Source organism: Janibacter melonis, assembly GCF_003721155.3.
GTDB lineage: Bacteria > Actinomycetota > Actinomycetes > Actinomycetales > Dermatophilaceae > Marihabitans > Marihabitans melonis.
In genome coordinates this window covers 478,564-495,537 of the sequence record NZ_CP044548.2, presented here as the reverse complement: position 1 = coordinate 495,537, position 16,974 = coordinate 478,564, and the positions used below count along the sequence as shown (strand labels likewise).

Annotated in this window: 15 protein-coding genes and 2 tRNA genes; 9 read left to right on the top strand and 8 right to left on the bottom strand. The window is 73.5% G+C overall.

What is annotated here, in order from left to right:
- Window positions 1–27 precede the first annotated feature (27 nt).
- From EEW87_RS02395 to EEW87_RS02370, 6 genes are all read left to right on the top strand, one after another.
- Entirely contained in the window at window positions 28–1,209 is a 1,182-nt protein-coding gene (locus EEW87_RS02395; RefSeq protein WP_123090815.1) for a PucR family transcriptional regulator, read from the top strand.
- Between the two features lie 60 nt (window positions 1,210–1,269).
- A complete protein-coding gene (locus EEW87_RS02390) occupies window positions 1,270–2,451 on the top strand; it encodes an acyltransferase domain-containing protein (RefSeq protein ID WP_123090816.1) in 1,182 nt (393 codons plus the stop codon).
- Window positions 2,448–3,467, top strand: coding sequence for a beta-ketoacyl-ACP synthase III (locus EEW87_RS02385; RefSeq protein ID WP_224767002.1), 1,020 nt, complete (start codon window positions 2,448–2,450; stop codon window positions 3,465–3,467). The genes EEW87_RS02390 and EEW87_RS02385 overlap by 4 nt, the downstream gene beginning before the upstream one ends.
- Before the next feature lie 45 nt (window positions 3,468–3,512).
- On the top strand, window positions 3,513–3,761 hold the full coding sequence (locus EEW87_RS02380) for an acyl carrier protein (protein WP_068274070.1): 249 nt from the start codon (window positions 3,513–3,515) through the stop codon (window positions 3,759–3,761).
- A gap of 103 nt (window positions 3,762–3,864) precedes the next feature.
- Window positions 3,865–5,106, top strand: coding sequence for a beta-ketoacyl-ACP synthase II (gene fabF, locus EEW87_RS02375; protein WP_123090817.1), 1,242 nt, complete (start codon window positions 3,865–3,867; stop codon window positions 5,104–5,106).
- Entirely contained in the window at window positions 5,106–6,551 is a 1,446-nt protein-coding gene (locus EEW87_RS02370; protein ID WP_123090818.1) for an acyl-CoA carboxylase subunit beta, read from the top strand. Before fabF ends, EEW87_RS02370 begins: the two co-directional genes overlap by 1 nt.
- Window positions 6,552–6,724: 173 nt before the next feature.
- On the opposite strand, the gene EEW87_RS02365 is transcribed toward EEW87_RS02370, so the two are convergent.
- Both EEW87_RS02365 and EEW87_RS02360 read right to left on the bottom strand, forming a co-directional pair.
- Complete coding sequence (locus EEW87_RS02365) at window positions 6,725–7,225, bottom strand: DUF3145 domain-containing protein (RefSeq protein WP_123090819.1); 501 nt, start codon at window positions 7,223–7,225, stop codon at window positions 6,725–6,727.
- Between the two features lie 310 nt (window positions 7,226–7,535).
- Complete coding sequence (locus EEW87_RS02360) at window positions 7,536–8,102, bottom strand: hypothetical protein (RefSeq protein ID WP_123090820.1); 567 nt, start codon at window positions 8,100–8,102, stop codon at window positions 7,536–7,538.
- Between the two features lie 161 nt (window positions 8,103–8,263).
- On the opposite strand from EEW87_RS02360, the gene EEW87_RS02355 reads away from it, so the two are divergent.
- A tRNA-Ile gene (locus tag EEW87_RS02355) sits at window positions 8,264–8,337 on the top strand.
- A 30-nt stretch (window positions 8,338–8,367) separates the two neighbouring features.
- Here the strand turns inward: EEW87_RS02355 and EEW87_RS02350 are convergent.
- On the bottom strand, window positions 8,368–9,771 hold the full coding sequence (locus tag EEW87_RS02350; protein WP_123090821.1) for an NAD(P)/FAD-dependent oxidoreductase: 1,404 nt from the start codon (window positions 9,769–9,771) through the stop codon (window positions 8,368–8,370).
- Between the two features lie 153 nt (window positions 9,772–9,924).
- Here EEW87_RS02350 and EEW87_RS02345 point away from each other — a divergent pair, with 153 nt between their 5' ends.
- Window positions 9,925–10,836, top strand: coding sequence for a transporter substrate-binding domain-containing protein (locus EEW87_RS02345; RefSeq protein WP_163562361.1), 912 nt, complete (start codon window positions 9,925–9,927; stop codon window positions 10,834–10,836).
- Window positions 10,837–10,894: 58 nt separating this feature from the next.
- Here the strand turns inward: EEW87_RS02345 and EEW87_RS02340 are convergent.
- The 4 genes from EEW87_RS02340 to EEW87_RS02325 form a co-directional block, all read right to left on the bottom strand.
- A tRNA-Asn gene (locus EEW87_RS02340) sits at window positions 10,895–10,967 on the bottom strand.
- 57 nt (window positions 10,968–11,024) lie between these two features.
- Window positions 11,025–11,519, bottom strand: a complete 495-nt coding sequence (locus EEW87_RS02335) for a hypothetical protein (RefSeq protein WP_123090823.1) — start codon at window positions 11,517–11,519, stop codon at window positions 11,025–11,027.
- Window positions 11,516–13,435: a DNA primase gene (dnaG, locus tag EEW87_RS02330; RefSeq protein ID WP_123090824.1), complete on the bottom strand. Its 1,920-nt coding sequence runs from the start codon at window positions 13,433–13,435 to the stop codon at window positions 11,516–11,518. Before dnaG ends, EEW87_RS02335 begins: the two co-directional genes overlap by 4 nt.
- 271 nt (window positions 13,436–13,706) lie before the next feature.
- The gene (locus EEW87_RS02325; RefSeq protein ID WP_123090825.1) at window positions 13,707–14,933 is read right to left on the bottom strand and encodes a deoxyguanosinetriphosphate triphosphohydrolase; all 1,227 of its coding nucleotides are present in this window, start codon (window positions 14,931–14,933) and stop codon (window positions 13,707–13,709) included.
- Window positions 14,934–14,978: 45 nt separating this feature from the next.
- Between EEW87_RS02325 and EEW87_RS02320 the strand changes: the two genes are divergently transcribed.
- Complete coding sequence (locus EEW87_RS02320; protein ID WP_123090826.1) at window positions 14,979–16,298, top strand: hypothetical protein; 1,320 nt, start codon at window positions 14,979–14,981, stop codon at window positions 16,296–16,298.
- Between the two features lie 3 nt (window positions 16,299–16,301).
- Here EEW87_RS02320 and EEW87_RS02315 read toward each other — a convergent pair whose 3' ends face one another.
- Entirely contained in the window at window positions 16,302–16,973 is a 672-nt protein-coding gene (locus EEW87_RS02315; RefSeq protein ID WP_123090827.1) for a YdeI/OmpD-associated family protein, read from the bottom strand.
- Window position 16,974 lies beyond the last annotated feature (1 nt).

Below are 16,974 nucleotides of genomic sequence, written 5' to 3'. Positions count from 1 at the left end.
CACAAAGACAGCCCCTAGAGTGCGCTCGTGCCCACCGCGTCGCCCGTCCCCTCGCGCGCCCAGGCCGCCGTGCGCCGGCGGGCCGGCGAGCTCGCGACCGCGGCGACGAGGCAGCTCGAGGAGAGCCACTCCTGGTACGCCGACCTCAGCGCCCAGGAGCGCGCCTGGGTGGCCCAGGTCGCCCAGGCCGGCATCGCCGACTTCGTCGCGTGGCTGGCCGCCGGCACGCACGGCGGGCCGGCCCGGCCCGGGGCGATCTTCGCCTCCGCACCACGCGAGCTGACCCGCTCGATCACCCTCGCCCAGACCCTGTCGTTGCTCCGCGAGGTCGTCCGCGTCGTCGAGTCACGGGTCGAGAGCGTCGTGCGCGCCGAGGACGTCGTCGTCGTGCGCGAGGCGATCCTGCGCTACAGCAGCGAGGTCGCCTTCGGCGCCGCCCTCGTCTACGCCGAGGCGGCCGAGCAGCGCGGTGCGTGGGACGCGCGGCTCGAGGCGCTCGTCCTCGACGCGGTCCTGCGCGGCGAGGTCGACGAGTCGATCCGCTCGCAGGCCTCGGCCCTCGGATGGACCGCGACGACCGGGGTGGTCGTCGTCGTCGGCCGCGCCCCGGCGCCCGACGAGAGCGGGATCGAAGGGGTCCTGTCCCACCTGCACCGGGCGGCCGCCCGCCGTCATCTCGCCGTCATCGCCGGGGTCCAGGGGCGCCGGCTCGTCGCGGTGCTCGGCCAGGTCGAGGACGTCACCGCCGAGGTGAGCGCGCTCGCCGACTGCTTCGGCGACGGCCCGCTCGTGCACGGACTCGTCGTCGACGACCTCGTCGAGGGCGCGCTGTCGGCCGCCGCCGCGATGGCCGGCTACGACGCGTCCGGCGGCTGGCCGGCCTGCCCTCGCCCGTGCCCCGCCTCGGACCTGCTGCCCGAGCGGGCCCTCGCCGGCGACGAGTGGGCGCGCCACGAGCTCGTGACGACCGTGTGGGAGCCGTTGCGCGCGCAGCCGGCGCTGCTGCGCACCGCCGAGATCCACCTCGACACGAAGGGGGGCCTCGAGGGCACCGCGCGCGCCCTCTTCGTCCACGTCAACACGGTGCGCTACCGCTTGGGCAAGATCACCGACGCCACGGGCTACGACCTCGCTGAGCCGCACGACGCCTTCACCGTGCGCACTGCCCTGACGATCGGCCGGTTGTTGGAGGTAACCTCCAACAACTGACTGATTTTGCTGTGCCCGTCGCCGTCGCGTCGACGGCCCGATCATCGCGAAGGTGGAGACGTGCTTGCGATCACCTGCCCCGGTCAGGGCTCCCAGACCCCCGGTTTCCTCGCCCCCTGGCTCGAGCTCCCCGGGATGCGCGACCGCCTCTACTGGCTGTCCACCGTCGCCGGTCTCGACCTCGAGCAGCACGGCACCGTCTCCGACGAGGCGACGATCAAGGACACCGCCGTCGCCCAGCCCCTGATCGTCGCCGCGGGCCTGCTCGGCATGCTCGGCCTCTTCCAGCACCCGGCCGACGGCTTCCGCGTCGTCGGCGTCGGCGCGGGCCACTCCGTCGGCGAGCTCACCGCCGCTGCCGCGGCGGGTGTCATCAGCGCCGAGCAGGCGATGGTCCTCGTCGCCCAGCGCGGCCGCGCGATGGCCGCCGCCTCGGCGCGGACCCCGACCGGCATGAGCGCGGTCGTCGGCGGCGACGAGAGCGAGGTGCTCGCCGCGATCGAGCGCCACGGTCTCACCCCCGCCAACGTCAACGGCGCCGGCCAGGTCGTCGCGGCCGGTGCGCTCGACGCGCTCGCCGCCCTGGCCGACGACGCCCCCGCGAAGGCCCGGGTCATCCCGCTCTCGGTCGCCGGCGCCTTCCACACCGACTACATGTCGCCCGCCGTCGAGACCCTCTCGCGCCTCTCGCGCGCCGTCTCCACCCACGACGCGCGCGTGCCGCTGCTGTCGAACTCCGACGGCACCGTCGTCGGCTCCGGCAGCGAGGTGCTGCGGCGCATCGTGCGTCAGGTCTCCTCGCCGGTGCGCTGGGACCTGTGCATGGACACGATGCGCGACCTCGGCGTCACCGGGATCATCGAGGTGCCGCCGGCCGGCGCCCTCACCGGTCTGGCCAAGCGTGGCCTCAAGGGCGTCGAGACGCTCGCGCTGCGCACCCCGGACGACCTCGAGGCGGCCCACCGCATGGTGCGCGAGCACGGCGAGGAGCGCACCGCGTCCGACCCGGCCTGGCGCCTCGTCGTCGCCCCGGTCAAGGGCACCGTCGCCGTCGAGCCGCACGGCCCCGGCGACTCCTTGAGCCCGGGCGACCTCGTCGCCCGCGTCTCCTCCCTTCGCGACACCCACCAGGTCATCTCGGCCTACGGCGGGCAGGTCGTCGAGTGGCTCGTCGAGGAGGGCGACCCCGTCTCCCCCGGCCAGCCGCTGCTGCGCCTGCACCCGACGGGAGAGCTCGCATGAGCAGCATGGTGACCCTCAGCCCCGGCCTGGGCACGACGCCGGGCGGCTACCACTCGCGGATCTCGGGCATCGGCGGGTACCGCCCCGAGCGGGTCGTGCCCAACAGCGAGATCGTCGAGCGGATCGACTCCAGCGACGAGTGGATCCGCCAGCGCTCCGGCATCGAGGCCCGCCACCGTGCGGCCCCGGAGGAGACCGTCGTCGACATGGCCGAGCAGGCCGCGCGCGCCGCGATCGCGCACGCCGGGCTCGAGGTCGACCAGGTCGACGCGGTCCTCGTCGCGACGGTGACCCACCCCTACCAGACGCCCGCCGCGGCGCCCGAGCTCGCGCACCGCCTGGGCCTGACGTGCATGGCCATCGACCTCAGCGCCGCGTGCGCCGGGTACTGCTACGGCATCGGCCTGGCCTCGGACATGGTGCGCTCGGGCTCGGCCCAGAACGTCCTCGTCCTCGGCGTCGAGAAGCTCTCGGACTTCACCGACTACGACGACCGCACCATCGCCTTCATCTTCGGCGACGGCGCCGGCGCCGCGGTCGTCTCCCGCTCCGAGACGCCGGGCATCAGCCCCACCGTCTGGGGCAGCGACGGCGAGCAGAAGGCCGTCATCGCCCAGGACGAGTCGTGGATGGAGGTCCGGGCCAACCCGGACCTGCAGTTCCCCTCGATCAAGATGCAGGGCCAGAGCGTCTTCCGCTGGGCCGTGTGGACGATCGCGAAGAAGGCCCAGGAGACCCTCGACGCGGCCGGGCTCACCGTCGCCGACGTGGACGTCTTCGTGCCGCACCAGGCGAACATGCGGATCATCGACTCGCTGGCCAAGACCCTCGGCCTGCCCGAGTCGGTCGTCATCGCCGACGACATCCGCACGACGGCCAACACCTCGGCCGCCTCCGTGCCGCTCGCGATGAGCAAGCTCGTCGAGTCCGGCCAGATCCGCAGCGGCGACGTCGTCCTGCAGATCGCCTTCGGCGCCGGCCTGGCCTACGCCGGCCAGGTCGTCATCGCCCCCTGACCACCCGCACCACCAGCACCACCCACACAGAAGAAGGAGACACGCATGGCCTACACCGACCAGGAGATCCTCGAGGGCCTCGCCGAGGTCGTCGCCGAGGAGACCGGCATCGACGCTGCCGAGGTCACCGCCGACAAGAGCTTCACCGACGACCTCGACGTGGACTCGCTGTCGATGATGACCATCGCGGTCACCGCGGAGGAGAAGTTCGGGGTGAAGATCCCCGACGAGGAGGTCAAGAACCTCAAGACCGTCGGCGACGCCGTCACCTACATCAAGACCAACCAGGGCTGATCGCCCGCACCACCGCGCTGCCACGCGGCGCCGGTCGTCACCACGACCGGTGCCGCGCGGCCGCCGGGCCCACCCCCTTCGCCGACCCCACCACGGAGAACTCATGACTTCACCCACCGTCGTCGTCACCGGTCTCGGGGCGACCACCCCGCTCGGCGGGGACGTCACCTCCACCTGGGAGGCCGCGCTCGCGGGGACCCCCGGCGCCCGGCCCCTCACCCAGGAGTGGGTGAGCGAGCACGAGCTGCCCGTCACCTTCGCCGCCAGCCTCACCACCCCGGTGGCCGAGGTGCTCAAGAAGGTCGAGACCAAGCGGCTTGACCCCTTCGCCCAGTACGCGCTCGTCGCCGCCCGTGAGGCCTGGCAGCACGCCGGCGCCCCCGAGGTCGAGCCCGAGCGGCTCGGCGTCGCCGTCGGCAGCGGCATCGGCGGGGTGCAGACCCTCATCACCGCGTGGGACACCCTCGGCTCGAAGGGGGCCCGTCGGGTCTACCCGCTGTCGATCCCCATGCTCATGCCCAACAGCGCCTCCGGCACGATCTCGCTCGAGCTCGGTGCCCGCGCGGGCGCCCACACCCTCGTCTCGGCCTGCAGCTCCGGCGCGGAGTCGATCGGCTACGGCCTGCAGATGATCCGCGACGGCAAGGCCGACGTCGTCGTCTGCGGCGGCTCCGAGGCCGCGATCCACCCGCTGCCCATCGCCGGCTTCGCCGCGATGCAGGCGCTGTCGACCCGCAACGACGACCCGGCGACCGCCTCGCGCCCCTACGACACGACGCGCGACGGCTTCGTCCTCGGCGAGGGCGCCGCGATCATGGTCCTCGAGTCCGAGGAGCACGCGAAGGCCCGCGGCGCGACGATCTACGCGACGCTCGCCGGCTTCGGCGTGAGCGCCGACGCCCACCACATGGCTGCCCCCGAGCCCGAGGGCGCCGGTGCCAGCCGCGCGATGGCCGACGCCGTGACCGACGCCGGGGCCACCCCCGCCGACGTCGTCCACATCAACGCCCACGCGACGTCGACGCCCGTCGGCGACGTCGCCGAGGTGGCCGCGATCCGTCGCGCCTTCGGCGACGAGGCCGACCACATGGCCGTGAGCGGCACGAAGTCGATGACCGGTCACCTCCTGGGTGCGGCCGGCTCGCTCGAGGCGATCTTCTCCGCGCTCGCGGTCTACCACCGGGTCGCTCCCCCGACGATCAACATCACCGATCTCGACCCCGCCGTGACGCTCGACGTCGTGCGCGACGAGCCCCGCCCGCTCGGCGACGGCCAGATCATCGCCCTCAACAACTCCTTCGGCTTCGGCGGTCACAACGTCGCGCTCGCCTTCGGGAGCATCTGATGGCGCGCCAGCCCAGCGCCGCGAGCGCTGCCGTGAGCAAGGCCGGCAAGCCCGACCGCCTGCAGGACCCGCGTCACCCGGAGAAGCGCCTGCGGGCCTTCCTCGACGAGGGCTCGGTCGAGCTCCTCGGGCCCGACGACGGCTCCGGCATGATGGCCGCGCGCGGCACGGTCGACGGCCAGCGGGTCATCACCTTCGTCTCCGACGCGACGATCATGGGCGGCGCGATGGGTGTCGACGGCTGCCGCGTCGTCGTCGACGCCTACGAGCTCGCCCTCGCCGAGCAGCTGCCGATCATCGGCCTGTGGCACAGCGGTGGCGCCCGTCTGCCCGAGGGCGTCGTCTCGCTGCACGCCGTCGGCCTGATCTTCGCGATCATGACCCGCGCGAGCGGCAAGATCCCGCAGATCTCCATCGTCATCGGCGCGGCTGCCGGCGGCGCCGCCTACGGCCCGGCGCTCACCGACGTCGTCATCCTCGCCCCCGAGGGCCGGATCTTCGTCACCGGGCCCGACGTCGTGCGCTCCGTCACCGGCGAGGCCGTCGACGCGCTGCGCCTCGGTGGGCCCGAGCCGCACGGGCGTCGTTCCGGTGTCGTCCACGTCCTCGCGAGCTCCGTCGACGACGCCTTCGCCCGGGGCCGCGCCATCGCGCGTCTCATGGACCCGGCGACGCAGGGCGAGTTCGACGTCGACGGCGTCGAGGACCGCGACCTCGCGGCCTCGCTGCCCGAGTCGGCCAAGCGCGCCTACGACGTGCACTCGCTCGTCGACGACCTCCTCGACGAGGGCACGACCGAAGAGCTGCACGCGCGGTGGGCGCCGAACATCGTCACCGCGCTGGGCCGTCTCGGTGGTCGCAGCGTCGGTGTCATCGCCAACAACCCGATGCGCCTGGGTGGCTGCCTCGACTCCGCCTCGGCGGAGAAGTCGGCCCGCTTCGTGCGGATGTGCGACGCCTTCGGCATCCCGCTCGTCGTCCTCGTCGACGTGCCGGGCTACCTGCCCGGTGTCGGCCAGGAGTGGGACGGCGTCGTGCGACGCGGGGCGAAGCTGCTCCACGCCTTCGCCGAGTCGGTCGTCCCGCGCGTCACCGTCGTCACCCGCAAGACCTTCGGCGGCGCGTACATCGCGATGAACTCGCGCTCGCTCGGCGCGACGAAGGTCTACGCCTGGCCCGACGCGCACGTGGCGGTCATGGGCTCGGTCGCGGCCATCCGGATCCTGCACCGCCGACGCCTGGCCGAGGTCGACGACTCAGAGCGCGCCGCCGTCGAGGAGCAGCTCGCCGCCGAGCACGACCGCCTCTCCGGTGGTCTGCCGCGGGCGGTCGAGATCGGCGTCGTCGACGAGATCGTCGAGCCGACGGGGACCCGCTCCGCGGTCGTCGCCACCCTCGCCGCCGCCCCCGCGACCCGTGGGCAGCACACGAACATCCCGCTCTGAGGCCTCAGCTTTCCCGCCCAGGGCGGGAAAGCTCGACCTCGGGAAAGAACATTTCCTTCCCGAGGTCGAAGGTCCTTGCCCGAGGTGACTGGGGCGGGTGACTCAGGGCATGGCGAAGGGGTGCGCCGCGGGGAGGATCCGCGGCGCACCCCTTCGTCATGGGTGGGTGGAGGTCAGCCGACCTTGTGCAGCCAGCGCACGGGCGCGCCCTCGCCGGCGTGGCGGAAGGGCTCGAGCTCGGCATCCCACTGACTGCCGAGGAGCTCGTCGAGCATGTCCTCGACGGCCTCCCCTGCGCCCTGGGCGAGGGTGAGGACCTCACGCAGGCGGTTCTCGTGGATGACGGTGTCGCCGGAGGCAGAGATCGTCGCGTGATGGATGCCCAGGCTCGGGGTGTGCGACCAGCGTGACCCGTCGACACCGGGGCTCGGCTCCTCGGTCACCTCGTAGCGCACGCCCTCCCACCCGCGCAGGGCGGAGGCCAGGGCCGCGCCGGTGCCCGGCAGACCCGTCCAGGAGACCTCGGCACGACGAAGCGAGGGACCCAGCGGCTGCTCGGTCCACTCGAGGGCCACGTCACGCCCGAGAGCAGACTCCAGCGCCCACGTGATGTGGGGGCAGAGCGCCGTCGGGGTGCTGTGGATGAACACCACTCCACGCGTTGCGGTCGACATCCGTTCCTCCTTGTGTGCGATGGACGTCTTCCCCACGGCCAGGGCACTGCTCGGAGATGGATGCGCTCGATGCGCGGTGGTGATGCATAGATATGAGACGGCCGCAGCCGTCTGTTTGGGCTCATCATGCCCCATCGGCACCAGGAGCACCACCCCCCGCACCGGGCACTTCTGATGACTCTGGTAGTGCGAGGTCGCACGGGTCACGACTGCCTCACCCGTCACGGCCCGGGGCGAAGGGATCACGGCCCGGACGACGGGGCGAGCGGACCGGGCCCGGGGGCAGGGGCTCCCGGGCCCGGCCGGCAGGTCAGCTCACGGTGGAGCTGGCGCTCGGCGACGAGTCCTGCTCGCCCTGAGGCGCCGAGGGCGCCTCCTGCTGGGCGTCGTCGGAGTCCTCGCCGCTCGAGCCCTGGGAGCCAGGGGCCTGGCCGGGTGCTCCGTGGCCGCCCGGGCCGCCACGAGGACCGCCCGGACCGCCGCGACCGTCGCGCTCCTCGACACCGGTCACGGTGAAGGAGTCGTCGACCGTGACCTCGACCATCGTGCCGTCCGTGCGGAGCATCATGACGTCGTAGCCGCCGTCACGACCGAGGTGCACGCCCTTGACCGCGGCGTCCGCCTCCTTGCCCTGCGCGGCGGTGATCGCCTTGCTCGCGGCATCAGCGCTCAGCTCCCGGCCGTCGTCGACCGGCGCGGGCCGCTCCCCCTTCGCGCCCTGCTGACCCTGGCTTTCGCCGGAGCCCTGGGTCGAGCCCGTGCTGGACGAGCCGGTCGAGGGGCTGTCGTCCGCCGAGGCGAACGAGGCGCCGGTGACGCCGAGGCCGAGGGCGGCCAGACCGGCCGCACCGATCCCGATGAGCTTCTCCGTCTGCATGTGTGTCTCCTTCCGTCGGGGATGTGGAGATCCCACGCTCGCCGCACGACGTAGGCCCGACCTCGGGCGGACCTGTCAGGAGGCTGTCGGTCGGCCGGCGACCTGTGCGCGGGCAGGGGCGAAGGGGGCGGTAGCCTGCCCGCGTCACCGCCTCGCGGTGCGGGGCGGTAGCTCAGTCGGTCAGAGCAGCGGACTCATAATCCGTCGGTCCTGGGTTCAAGCCCCAGCCGCCCTACGTCACGACTGCTGGCTGCGTCCCGACCGCTCAGGAGTCGAAGCCCACCCCGGCGACGTCGAGCGCGCGCAGGAGCGGCCCCCTTCGCCCGGTCCTGTCCTCACGGGCCATCGCCGCACGGGTCGCCTGGACCGCCGCGTAGCGCAGCGGCTCTGGCGGGAAGGGGATGGGCTTGTCCCGCACCATCGACAGACCGGTGCGCTCGGTCTCGGCACCGGCGAGGAGGTCGAGCGCCACCGCCGCGCCGAAGCGCGTGGACGCGACCCCCAGCCCGGTGTACCCCATCGCGTAGGCCACGCGGCCACCGTGCGAGGTCCCGAAGATCGGGGTGAAGCGCGAGGTCGTGTCGATGACCCCGGCCCACCGGTGGCTGATCCGCACTCCCTCCAGCTGGGGGAAGATCTCGAGCAGGTGCCGGGCCAGCAGGTCGTGCGACGCCCCCTGCTCGAGCTCGGCGTCGATGCGGCCGCCGTAGTGATAGCTCGCGTCGTACCCGCCGAAGAGGATGCGGTCGTCGGCGGTGAGCCGGTAGTAGTGGAACTGGTTGCCCGCGTCGGTCAGCCCCTCGCGCCCGTGCCACCGCAGGGACGCGAGCTGCTCGCCGGTGAGCGGCTCGGTCATGAGGACGTGGTCGTAGACGGGGATGACCCACGCGCCCACCCGCCGCAGCAGCGCGGGGTACGCCCCGGTCGCGAGGACGACCTGGTCGGCGCGGACCGAGCCCTCGTCACCGCGCAGCCGCATCCCCGACCCGTCGCGCACCATCGCCCGCACCGGGCTGCGCTCGACGACCACGACGCCGCGCTCCCGGGCCGCGGTGGCCAGGCCCCACAGCAGCCGCGCCGGGTCGACGAGACCCACCGTCGGGTCGAGCATGCCGGCGCGGTAGCACGGGGAGTCGACGCGCTCGCGCGCCGCTCGGGCGTCGAGCCAGGTCACGTCGGCACCGTGCTGCCGGTGCAGCTGGTAGCCCTCGCGCAGCGTGCTCACCTGGTGCTCGTCGAGCGCGAGGGTCAGCTCCCCCGGGACGTGGAGGTCGCAGTCGATGCCCAGCCGGGCCACGTCGGCCTGCAGACCCGCGAAGTTCTCGGCCCCCATCCGCTCGAGGGTCTCGATCTCGTCGGGCCAGCACCCGACACCCTGGGCCAGCCCGTGGGTGAGCGAGGGAGAGACGAAGCCGCCGTTGCGCCCTGACGCGCCGAAGCCGAGCGGTCCCCCTTCGAGCACGACGACCCTCCGACCCGGGTCCGCCTCCGCGGCCTGCAGGGCCGCCCACAGCCCGGTGAAGCCTCCCCCGACGACCGCGAGGTCGCAGCGCACCTCGCCCCGGAGCGACTCCCCCGGCGAGGGCGCCGGCCGCAGGTCCGGGTCGGTCCAGTAGGGCCGGCGGGCAGCCCCGGCGAGGGACTCGTGCTCGGTCGGGCGGTCGGGCATCGCTGCTCCTCGGTCGGGTGCGCAGGAGACTACGCCCGCGCCCCCGCACCCGTGCCCAGGGCTCGAGACGGCGGGTGACGGTGCGGTCACAACCCCGTCTGACCTGGGCGAAGGGGGAGGCCGTCCCGCACGCGGGGTGCGAGGATGAGGGCCATGCCCAGGGGTCGTCGAGTCGCCGCTGCCCTCGCGGTCCCGGCCCTGCTGCTGGTGAGCGCGTGCAGCCAGGCCGTCGACGTGCCCCCGAGCACCTCGACCCCCACCCCTGGCACGACGACCTCGAGCGACGGGCTGCCGCCGGCGCCCGACCGCCTGCGCGTCGCGATCTCCTTCGACCAGCCCGGCCTCGGCGTCAAGGACGGCGACGACTACTCCGGTCTCGACGTCGACGTCAGCCGCTACGTCGCGCAGCAGATGGGCACCGAGCGCATCACCTTCGTCCAGGCGATCCCCGACCAGCGCGAGACCCTCCTCGCGACCGGTCAGGTCGACATGGTCGTCTCCAGCTACTCGATGACGCCGCAGCGCGCCGAGCAGGTCCGCTTCGCCGGGCCCTACCTCGTCACCGACCAAGAGCTCCTGCTCCCCCGCCGCAGCAGCATCCGCTCGCCGCAGGAGCTCAGGGGCTTCACCGTGTGCGGTGCCGCGGGCTCCTCGGCGACGCAGCGCCTCGTGCGCGACTACACCGGGCTGCACATCGTCGAGGAGAAGAGCGTCGACGCATGCGTCGACCGGCTCCGCGAGGGCGAGGTCAAGGCGGTCACGTCCGACACGACGATCCTCGCCGGCTACCTCGAGGAGGAGGACGGGAGCGACCTGCGGCTGTCCGGTCGCCCCTTCGGCCGGGAGTCCTACGGGATCGGGCTGGCCAAGGACGACCGAGCCCTGTGCTACCGGGTGAGCGAGGGGCTGCGCACGATGATCTCCTCGGGCGAGTGGCGCCGGACCGTCGCCCGCAACCTGCCGAGCGCGAAGGTCATCGGCCGGCAGACCTACCGGCCGCCGCAGGTGCGGTCCTGCACGTCCCCGACCACCCCGTCGCCCTCCGGCTCGAGCACCTCGAGCTGACCCGGCCGGGGCACGACGAAGGCCCGGACGCGATGCGTCCGGGCCTGGTCATGAAGAGCTCCCCCGGTTGGACTCGAACCAACAACCTATCGATTAACAGTCGATTGCTCTGCCAATTGAGCTACAGGGGATCGCGCCTCAGCGCTGCGCCACCATAGCAAGAAGACCGCGAGCGACGAAAACGGCGGTCAGCGCTCGAGGCCGACGTGCTCCGCGAGCCGGGCGAGGGCGTCGTCGACCTGCTCCTTGAGCTCGGGCCGGTCGGGGTCGGCGCCCTCGGAGTAGATGGTCTGCACGCTCAGCGCGCCCGTCGCGAGGTCCTTGCGCAGGACGACCCGGGCCTTGTCGCGACGATCGACGCCGACGTGCTCGGTGAGCACGACGCTGGCCTGGACGCGCTCGCGGAAGGCGTCCGTCACCGGGCCCGGGTCCGGCAGCACCCAGGCTCCCGGCTCACGCCCGTCGACGAAGGTCGCCCAGATCTCGTCGCGCTCGGGACGCCAGCCGCCGCCGTCGACGAGGTGCCACGGGCAGCGCTCGGGCTGCTCGCCGTCGACGACGAGCCGGTAGGTCGTCACGGCGAGCACACCGCCGTCGGCGAGGGCCGCGCTGGCGAGGACCCGCTCCCCCCGCTCGAGACCCTCGGGCTGGGGCTGCTTGTCACGTCGGCGCAGGATGCTCATCGGGTCAGCCCATCACGGATGGCTGCGCGCTGGCGCTCCAGGTCCTGCAGGCGCACCGAGAGTGCGCGCAGCTCGGCCTGGTCGGCCTTGGGGTCGGTGCCCAGGCGCCGCATCGTCGCCATGCCGTCGGCGATCTCGCGGCTCACCTGGCGCTCCCGCACCCGGGCGACGAGCGAGTCGGTGTACGCCCGCGGCGGCAGCCCGCTCGAGGCCTCGAGGACGACGGGCACGGGGGCGACGGCGAGCTCGGCGATGAGCCCGCGCACGGTGAGCGACGCGGCCTCGCCGAGCAGCGCGTGCCAGCCGCCGAGCGAGAGGTCCGGGCGCAGGCCGACCTCACGGATCGCGTCGAGCACGGCCCGGTGCGCCGGGGCGCTGATCGCCTCGGGCTGCCAGTCCTCGATGCCGGACTCGGCGAAGAGGGAGGGGTACTGCAGCACGGACTGGAAGAGCTGGCGCTCGGCGAAGACGACGGGGTCGCGCAGGTCGGGCGCCGGCAGCCCGGCCATCGCCTCCGCGCTCGGCTCTGGAGCGGCGGGTGCGGAGCGCTCCTTCGGGCCGGTGCTCGGCTGTGCCGAGACACGGCCGGCGCGCTGGGTCGCGGTGCGCATCTGCTCGACCTCGACACCGACCCATCCGGCGACGGTGCGGATGTACTCCGGGCGCAGCGCGCTGTCGCGGATCGCGTTGATGATCGGGGCGACCGCCGTCATCGCGCGCACGCGACCCTCCGCGGTCGTGAGGTCGAAGCGCTCGAGCGTCGTGCGCACCGCGAACTCGAACATCGGGACCGCCGACTCGACGAGGTCGCGCACCGCGGCGTCCCCGTCCCGCAGCCGCAGGTCGCACGGGTCCATGCCCTCACGGGCGACCGCGACGAAGGACTGGCTGGCCCAGCGCTGGTCCTCGCCGTAGGCCTTCATCGCGGCCTTCTGCCCCGCCGCGTCGCCGTCGAAGGTGAAGACCACCCGCGCCGGCGACATGTCGGCCTCGTCGCGCATGATCCGCCGGAGCATCTTGATGTGGTCGACACCGAAGGCGGTGCCGCACGTCGCCACGGCCTGCTCGACCCCGGAGAGGTGGGCCGCCATGACGTCGGTGTAGCCCTCGACGACGACGGCCTTGCGCTCGGTCGAGATCGCCTTCTTCGCGAGGTCGAGCCCGTAGAGCACCTGGCTCTTCTTGTAGATCGCCGTCTCGGAGGTGTTGAGGTACTTCGCGTTGATCCGGTCGTCCTCGAAGAGGCGCCGGGCGCCGAAGCCGAGGGTGTCGCCCGTCGTGTCCCGGATCGGCCACAGCAGACGGCCGCGGAAGCGGTCGTAGAGGCCCCTCGAGCCCCGCCCGCTCAAGCCGGCGGCGACGAGCTCCTCGTCGGTGAAGCCGCGTCCGAGGAGGTGGCGGGTCAGCTCCTCGCCCCCGCGGGGTGCGTAGCCGATGCCGAAGCGCTCGGCGTCGGGGCGCATGAAGCCGCGCTGGCGCAGGAAGTCGCGACCGGCTCGCCCTTCGCTCGTGTCGACAAGCATCTGCTGGTACCACTGCTCGGCCGTGCGGTTGGCCTCGATGAGCCGGGAGCGCTTGCCGATGCTCTCGCCGCGGCGCGGCGCACCGCCCTCCTCGTAGCGCAGCTCGAGGCCGAGCTTGCCGGCGAGCCGCTCGACGGACTCGGTGAAGGTGAGGTGGTCGACCTTCTGCACGAAGTCGAGGACGTCTCCCCCTTCGCCGCAGCCGAAGCAGTGATAGCTGCCGACGGACTCGCGCACGGTGAAGGAGGGGGTCTTCTCGTCGTGGAAGGGGCACAGCCCCTTCATCGCGCCGACCCCTGCGGGGCGCAGCGTCACGTGCTCGCGGACGACGTCGGTGATCGACGAGCGCTCCTTGACGGCCGTGACGTCCTCGGCCCTGATCCTGCCTGCCACGCGTGCACCTCCTGCGGTCGAGGTGAGTCTAGGTGCCGCGGCGAAGGGGGCGCTCAGAGCCGACCTCGGCGCACGGAGGTGACGACCCGGCCGCGATGACCCGAGTCCCGCGCTCGGGCCGGGATCACCGCGGCCGACCGGGACGTCTCCGCGTGACCGGGACACGTCTCGGTCATGGGCGGGTGTCCTGGGCCGGGTCCGTCGTCCCGGGCACGGACGGGTTCCCCGGACGCCGTCCCGAGCGGCACCCCTGTCGCGGCGAAGGGGACGCTCAGAGCCGGGCGTGGAGGGCGAGTGCCCGGACGTCGGTGAGCCCGGCGACCTGGTCGACGACGACCCGCAGCCGTGCCGCGTCGTCGGCCGCGGCGGCGTGGTCGGCCCGCAGATCGGGGTCGAGACGGCTCCGTGGGTCGGCGGCGAACCACTCGACGAGGTCGCCGACGACGACCCGCTGGCGCACGTAGACGTCGGCGCGCTCGCTCGCGTGCATGACGAAGTGGGCGGCCATCCCCTTGAGCACCGCGACCTCGGCGCGGCTGTCGTCGGGCACGACGAGCGAGGCCGCGTAGCGGGTGAGCGGGCCGGGCCCGTAGCGCTCGCGGGTGGCCTCCTCGGCGGCCTGGACGAAGCGGCCGACGAGGCGCGAGGTCATGTCCTTGAGCCGGGCGAGCGCCTCGCGGCTGCCGTCGAAGTGCAGCGGCACGAGGCCCTGGTCGGTGAGCCGGGCGAGCGCGGCCTCGACCTCGTGTGCCGGCAGGTCCGCGGCGTACTCGCCGTGGGCGGCGGCGAGCACCGAGTCCGAGCTGGCGGTGTCGCGCAGGGCCGCGGGGTCGAGCTGGCCGGAGGCGACGGCGTCCTCGACGTCGTGCACGGAGTAGGCGACGTCGTCCGACCAGTCCATGACGTCGGCCTCGAGGCAGCGCACCCGTGGCGCGGCTCCATGGCGCACCCAGCCGAAGGCCGCGACGTCGTCGCCGTACGCGCCGTACTTCGGTCCGGGGCGCGGGCCGTCGTCGCGGGTCCAGGGGTACTTCGTCGCGGCGTCGAGGCTCGCGCGGGTGAGGTTGAGACCGGCAGGGCGGCCGTCGGGGTGGACCCGCTTGGCCTCGAGCCGGGTGAGGATCCGCAGGGTCTGCGCGTTGCCCTCGAAGCCGCCGATGCCCGCGGCGATCGCGTCGAGCGCGCTCTCCCCGTTGTGGCCGAAGGGGGGATGCCCGAGGTCGTGCGCGAGGCAGGCCACCTCGACGACGTCGGCGTTGCAGCCCAGCGCCCCGCCGAACTCCCGGCCGATCTGAGCGACCTCGAGGGTGTGGGTCAGCCGGTTGCGCACGAAGTCGTCGCTCGCCGGCTGGACGACCTGGGTCTTCGCCGCGAGCCGGCGCAGGGCGGCGGAGTGGATGAGCCGCCCCCGGTCGCGCGCGAAGTCGTCGCGATCGGCGCGCTTGTGCACGGGGTCCTCGGCCACCCAGCGCTCACGATCGGCCTCGGCATAGGTCACGGGGCGAGCCTATGTCCGGCAGGACCCCGCCCTAGGGTTGCGTCTGTGACGACCCCGGACGAGCCGCCACCTGCCACCCCCGACGACGCGACGATCGATGCCGAGCAGCTGACCGCCGCCGTGCGGGTACGACGGTGGCTCGGCGCCGACGCCGTCGACGTGCTCCTCGGCGCCTCCGGCCCCGACTCGGCGGCTCGTGCCCTCCTCGCGATGCGCCCGCAGGTCACCGAGCACAGCGTGCAGGACGGGCTCGACCTCGTCGCCGACCGGCATCGAGACCACCCCGACGGGCTGCCCGCCGAGCGGTGGGGCGCCCGCATCGCCCGGGTCCGCAACCTCATGGGAGCGCTCACCCTCGTCGTGCTCCTCGCCCTGCTCGTCGCCGGCTTCGTCGCCCGGCAGGACACGGGGGTCGACGACCCCTTCGAGGCCCTCGAGGCGCAGACGTCGCCGGAGGTGCTCCGCGGCGCCGTCCTCGCCCTGCTGGCGCCGCTCGCGGTCGGCGTGCTGCTGCTGTGGGTCACCTCGGTGTGGCGGCACATCATCACCCTCGCCGAGGCGCGGTACGCCGTGCGCTGGGCCGCGAGCCGCGCCGGGCAGCGCGGCCGCGGGATCCCGGTCGCCGATCCCTTCCCGGGGCTCGCGGGTCCCGCCATGGCGTTGTCCGTCATGGGCTGGGTGATCGGCGGGCTCGCGCTGCTGCTCTGCCTGCTCGTGCTCTCGGACCCCGTCCTCGCCCTCGTCCTGCTCGGACTGGCGGCGGCGGTCTTGCTGCCGACCTGGCCGCTCATGCGCTGGCGTCGAGAGATGCGCCGGGCCGGCGCCGTGGCGAGCGCGCACCTGCTGATCCTCGGCACCCGTGACGACGGCGTGCGCCTCGACGTCGCCACGTCGGTGCAGGAGCACGTCCTCGTCGTCGTCCAGCTGCCGCTCACGAGCAGGTGGCACCCGAGCGAGGAGCGCGTCGTCTACCCGCTGACCGCCGTCCTGCCCCGCGACGAGCTCGCGCGTCGCCATGACCAGGTCGACCAGGACCTCGCGGGGCTCGTCGCCGTCGGGCCTCGGCACGAGGCACCCCTCGTCACCGTCGAGCGCAACGCCGAGGACCACCACCTCGACGTCGAGCGCTACTCCGGCGGCTGGGTCGTCGCCCTGGGCACGCGGTCCGGCCGGCCCGCGGCGCTCGTCGTCCCCTCGGACCCGGAACGCTTCGTCGCCGAGGTGCTGCCCACCCTCGGCGACCGCCACGGCCTGGAGAGCGGGTCGTTGCGTGTCCACGAGCCCCGCCAGGTCCCGACCGGCGGTTCGCGCTGGATGCAGGGGTGGGACCCCCGTGACGACGTCGACACGTCGAGGACGACCTAGACCTCAGAGCCCGTCCTGGGCGGCTCGGGCCCGACGCACCCAGGCCGGCTCGGTGCCGTAGCGCTGCGTGCGGATGAGCCGACCGGCCGCGCAGTCGGCGACGAGCTCGCCCATCCGCCGCTCGCGGGTGGCCTCCTGCTTCGCGCCGAGCACCCAGTGGGTGGCCTGCTTGCGGTACCCCGGCGTCGCCTCGGCCCAGAAGGCCCGGGCACGGGGCTCTGCCTCGAGACGGGCCGCGTATCCCTGCGGCAGCTCACCGGCCTCGACCTCGTAGGTGTAGATCGCCGTGCGGTCCTCGCGCCGCCGCTCGAAGGCCGCCTCGCCCGCCGGCGTCATCAGCCCCTGCTCGCGCAGCCGCTCGACGTGAGCGACGTTGACCGCGCTCCACGTGCTGCCTGCACGACGGGGCGTCCAGCGCTGGCGCCGCGAGTCCTCGTCGACCCGCTCGCTCACGCTGTCGATCCACCCGAAGCACAGGGCGACCGGCACGGCCTCGGCCCAGGTGATGCCGCGGTCGGCGACGTGCTTGCCGCGCAGCCCCATCCACAGCTCGCTCGCGCTGTCGTGGTGCTCCTCGAACCACGCGCGCAGCTCGGCCGCGTCGGCGAAGTAGGTCGCCGGTCGCTCCGGCGTCCCCCCGGGGCGACCGGGCGCCCCCTTCGCCCCCGACGTCATC

Bases quoted from the DNA above. Each gene is read 5' to 3' on its own strand.
- EEW87_RS02385 (WP_224767002.1), top strand. From the start codon at position 2,448: ATGAGCAGCATGGTGACCCTCAGCCCCGGCCTGGGCACGACGCCGGGC.
- EEW87_RS02380 (WP_068274070.1), top strand. From the start codon at position 3,513: ATGGCCTACACCGACCAGGAGATCCTCGAGGGCCTCGCCGAGGTCGTC.
- fabF (WP_123090817.1), top strand. From the start codon at position 3,865: ATGACTTCACCCACCGTCGTCGTCACCGGTCTCGGGGCGACCACCCCG.
- EEW87_RS02370 (WP_123090818.1), top strand. From the start codon at position 5,106: ATGGCGCGCCAGCCCAGCGCCGCGAGCGCTGCCGTGAGCAAGGCCGGC.
- EEW87_RS02365 (WP_123090819.1), bottom strand. From the start codon at position 7,225: ATGTCGACCGCAACGCGTGGAGTGGTGTTCATCCACAGCACCCCGACG.
- EEW87_RS02360 (WP_123090820.1), bottom strand. From the start codon at position 8,102: ATGCAGACGGAGAAGCTCATCGGGATCGGTGCGGCCGGTCTGGCCGCC.
- EEW87_RS02350 (WP_123090821.1), bottom strand. From the start codon at position 9,771: ATGCCCGACCGCCCGACCGAGCACGAGTCCCTCGCCGGGGCTGCCCGC.
- EEW87_RS02345 (WP_163562361.1), top strand. From the start codon at position 9,925: ATGCCCAGGGGTCGTCGAGTCGCCGCTGCCCTCGCGGTCCCGGCCCTG.
- EEW87_RS02335 (WP_123090823.1), bottom strand. From the start codon at position 11,519: ATGAGCATCCTGCGCCGACGTGACAAGCAGCCCCAGCCCGAGGGTCTC.
- EEW87_RS02315 (WP_123090827.1), bottom strand. From the start codon at position 16,973: ATGACGTCGGGGGCGAAGGGGGCGCCCGGTCGCCCCGGGGGGACGCCG.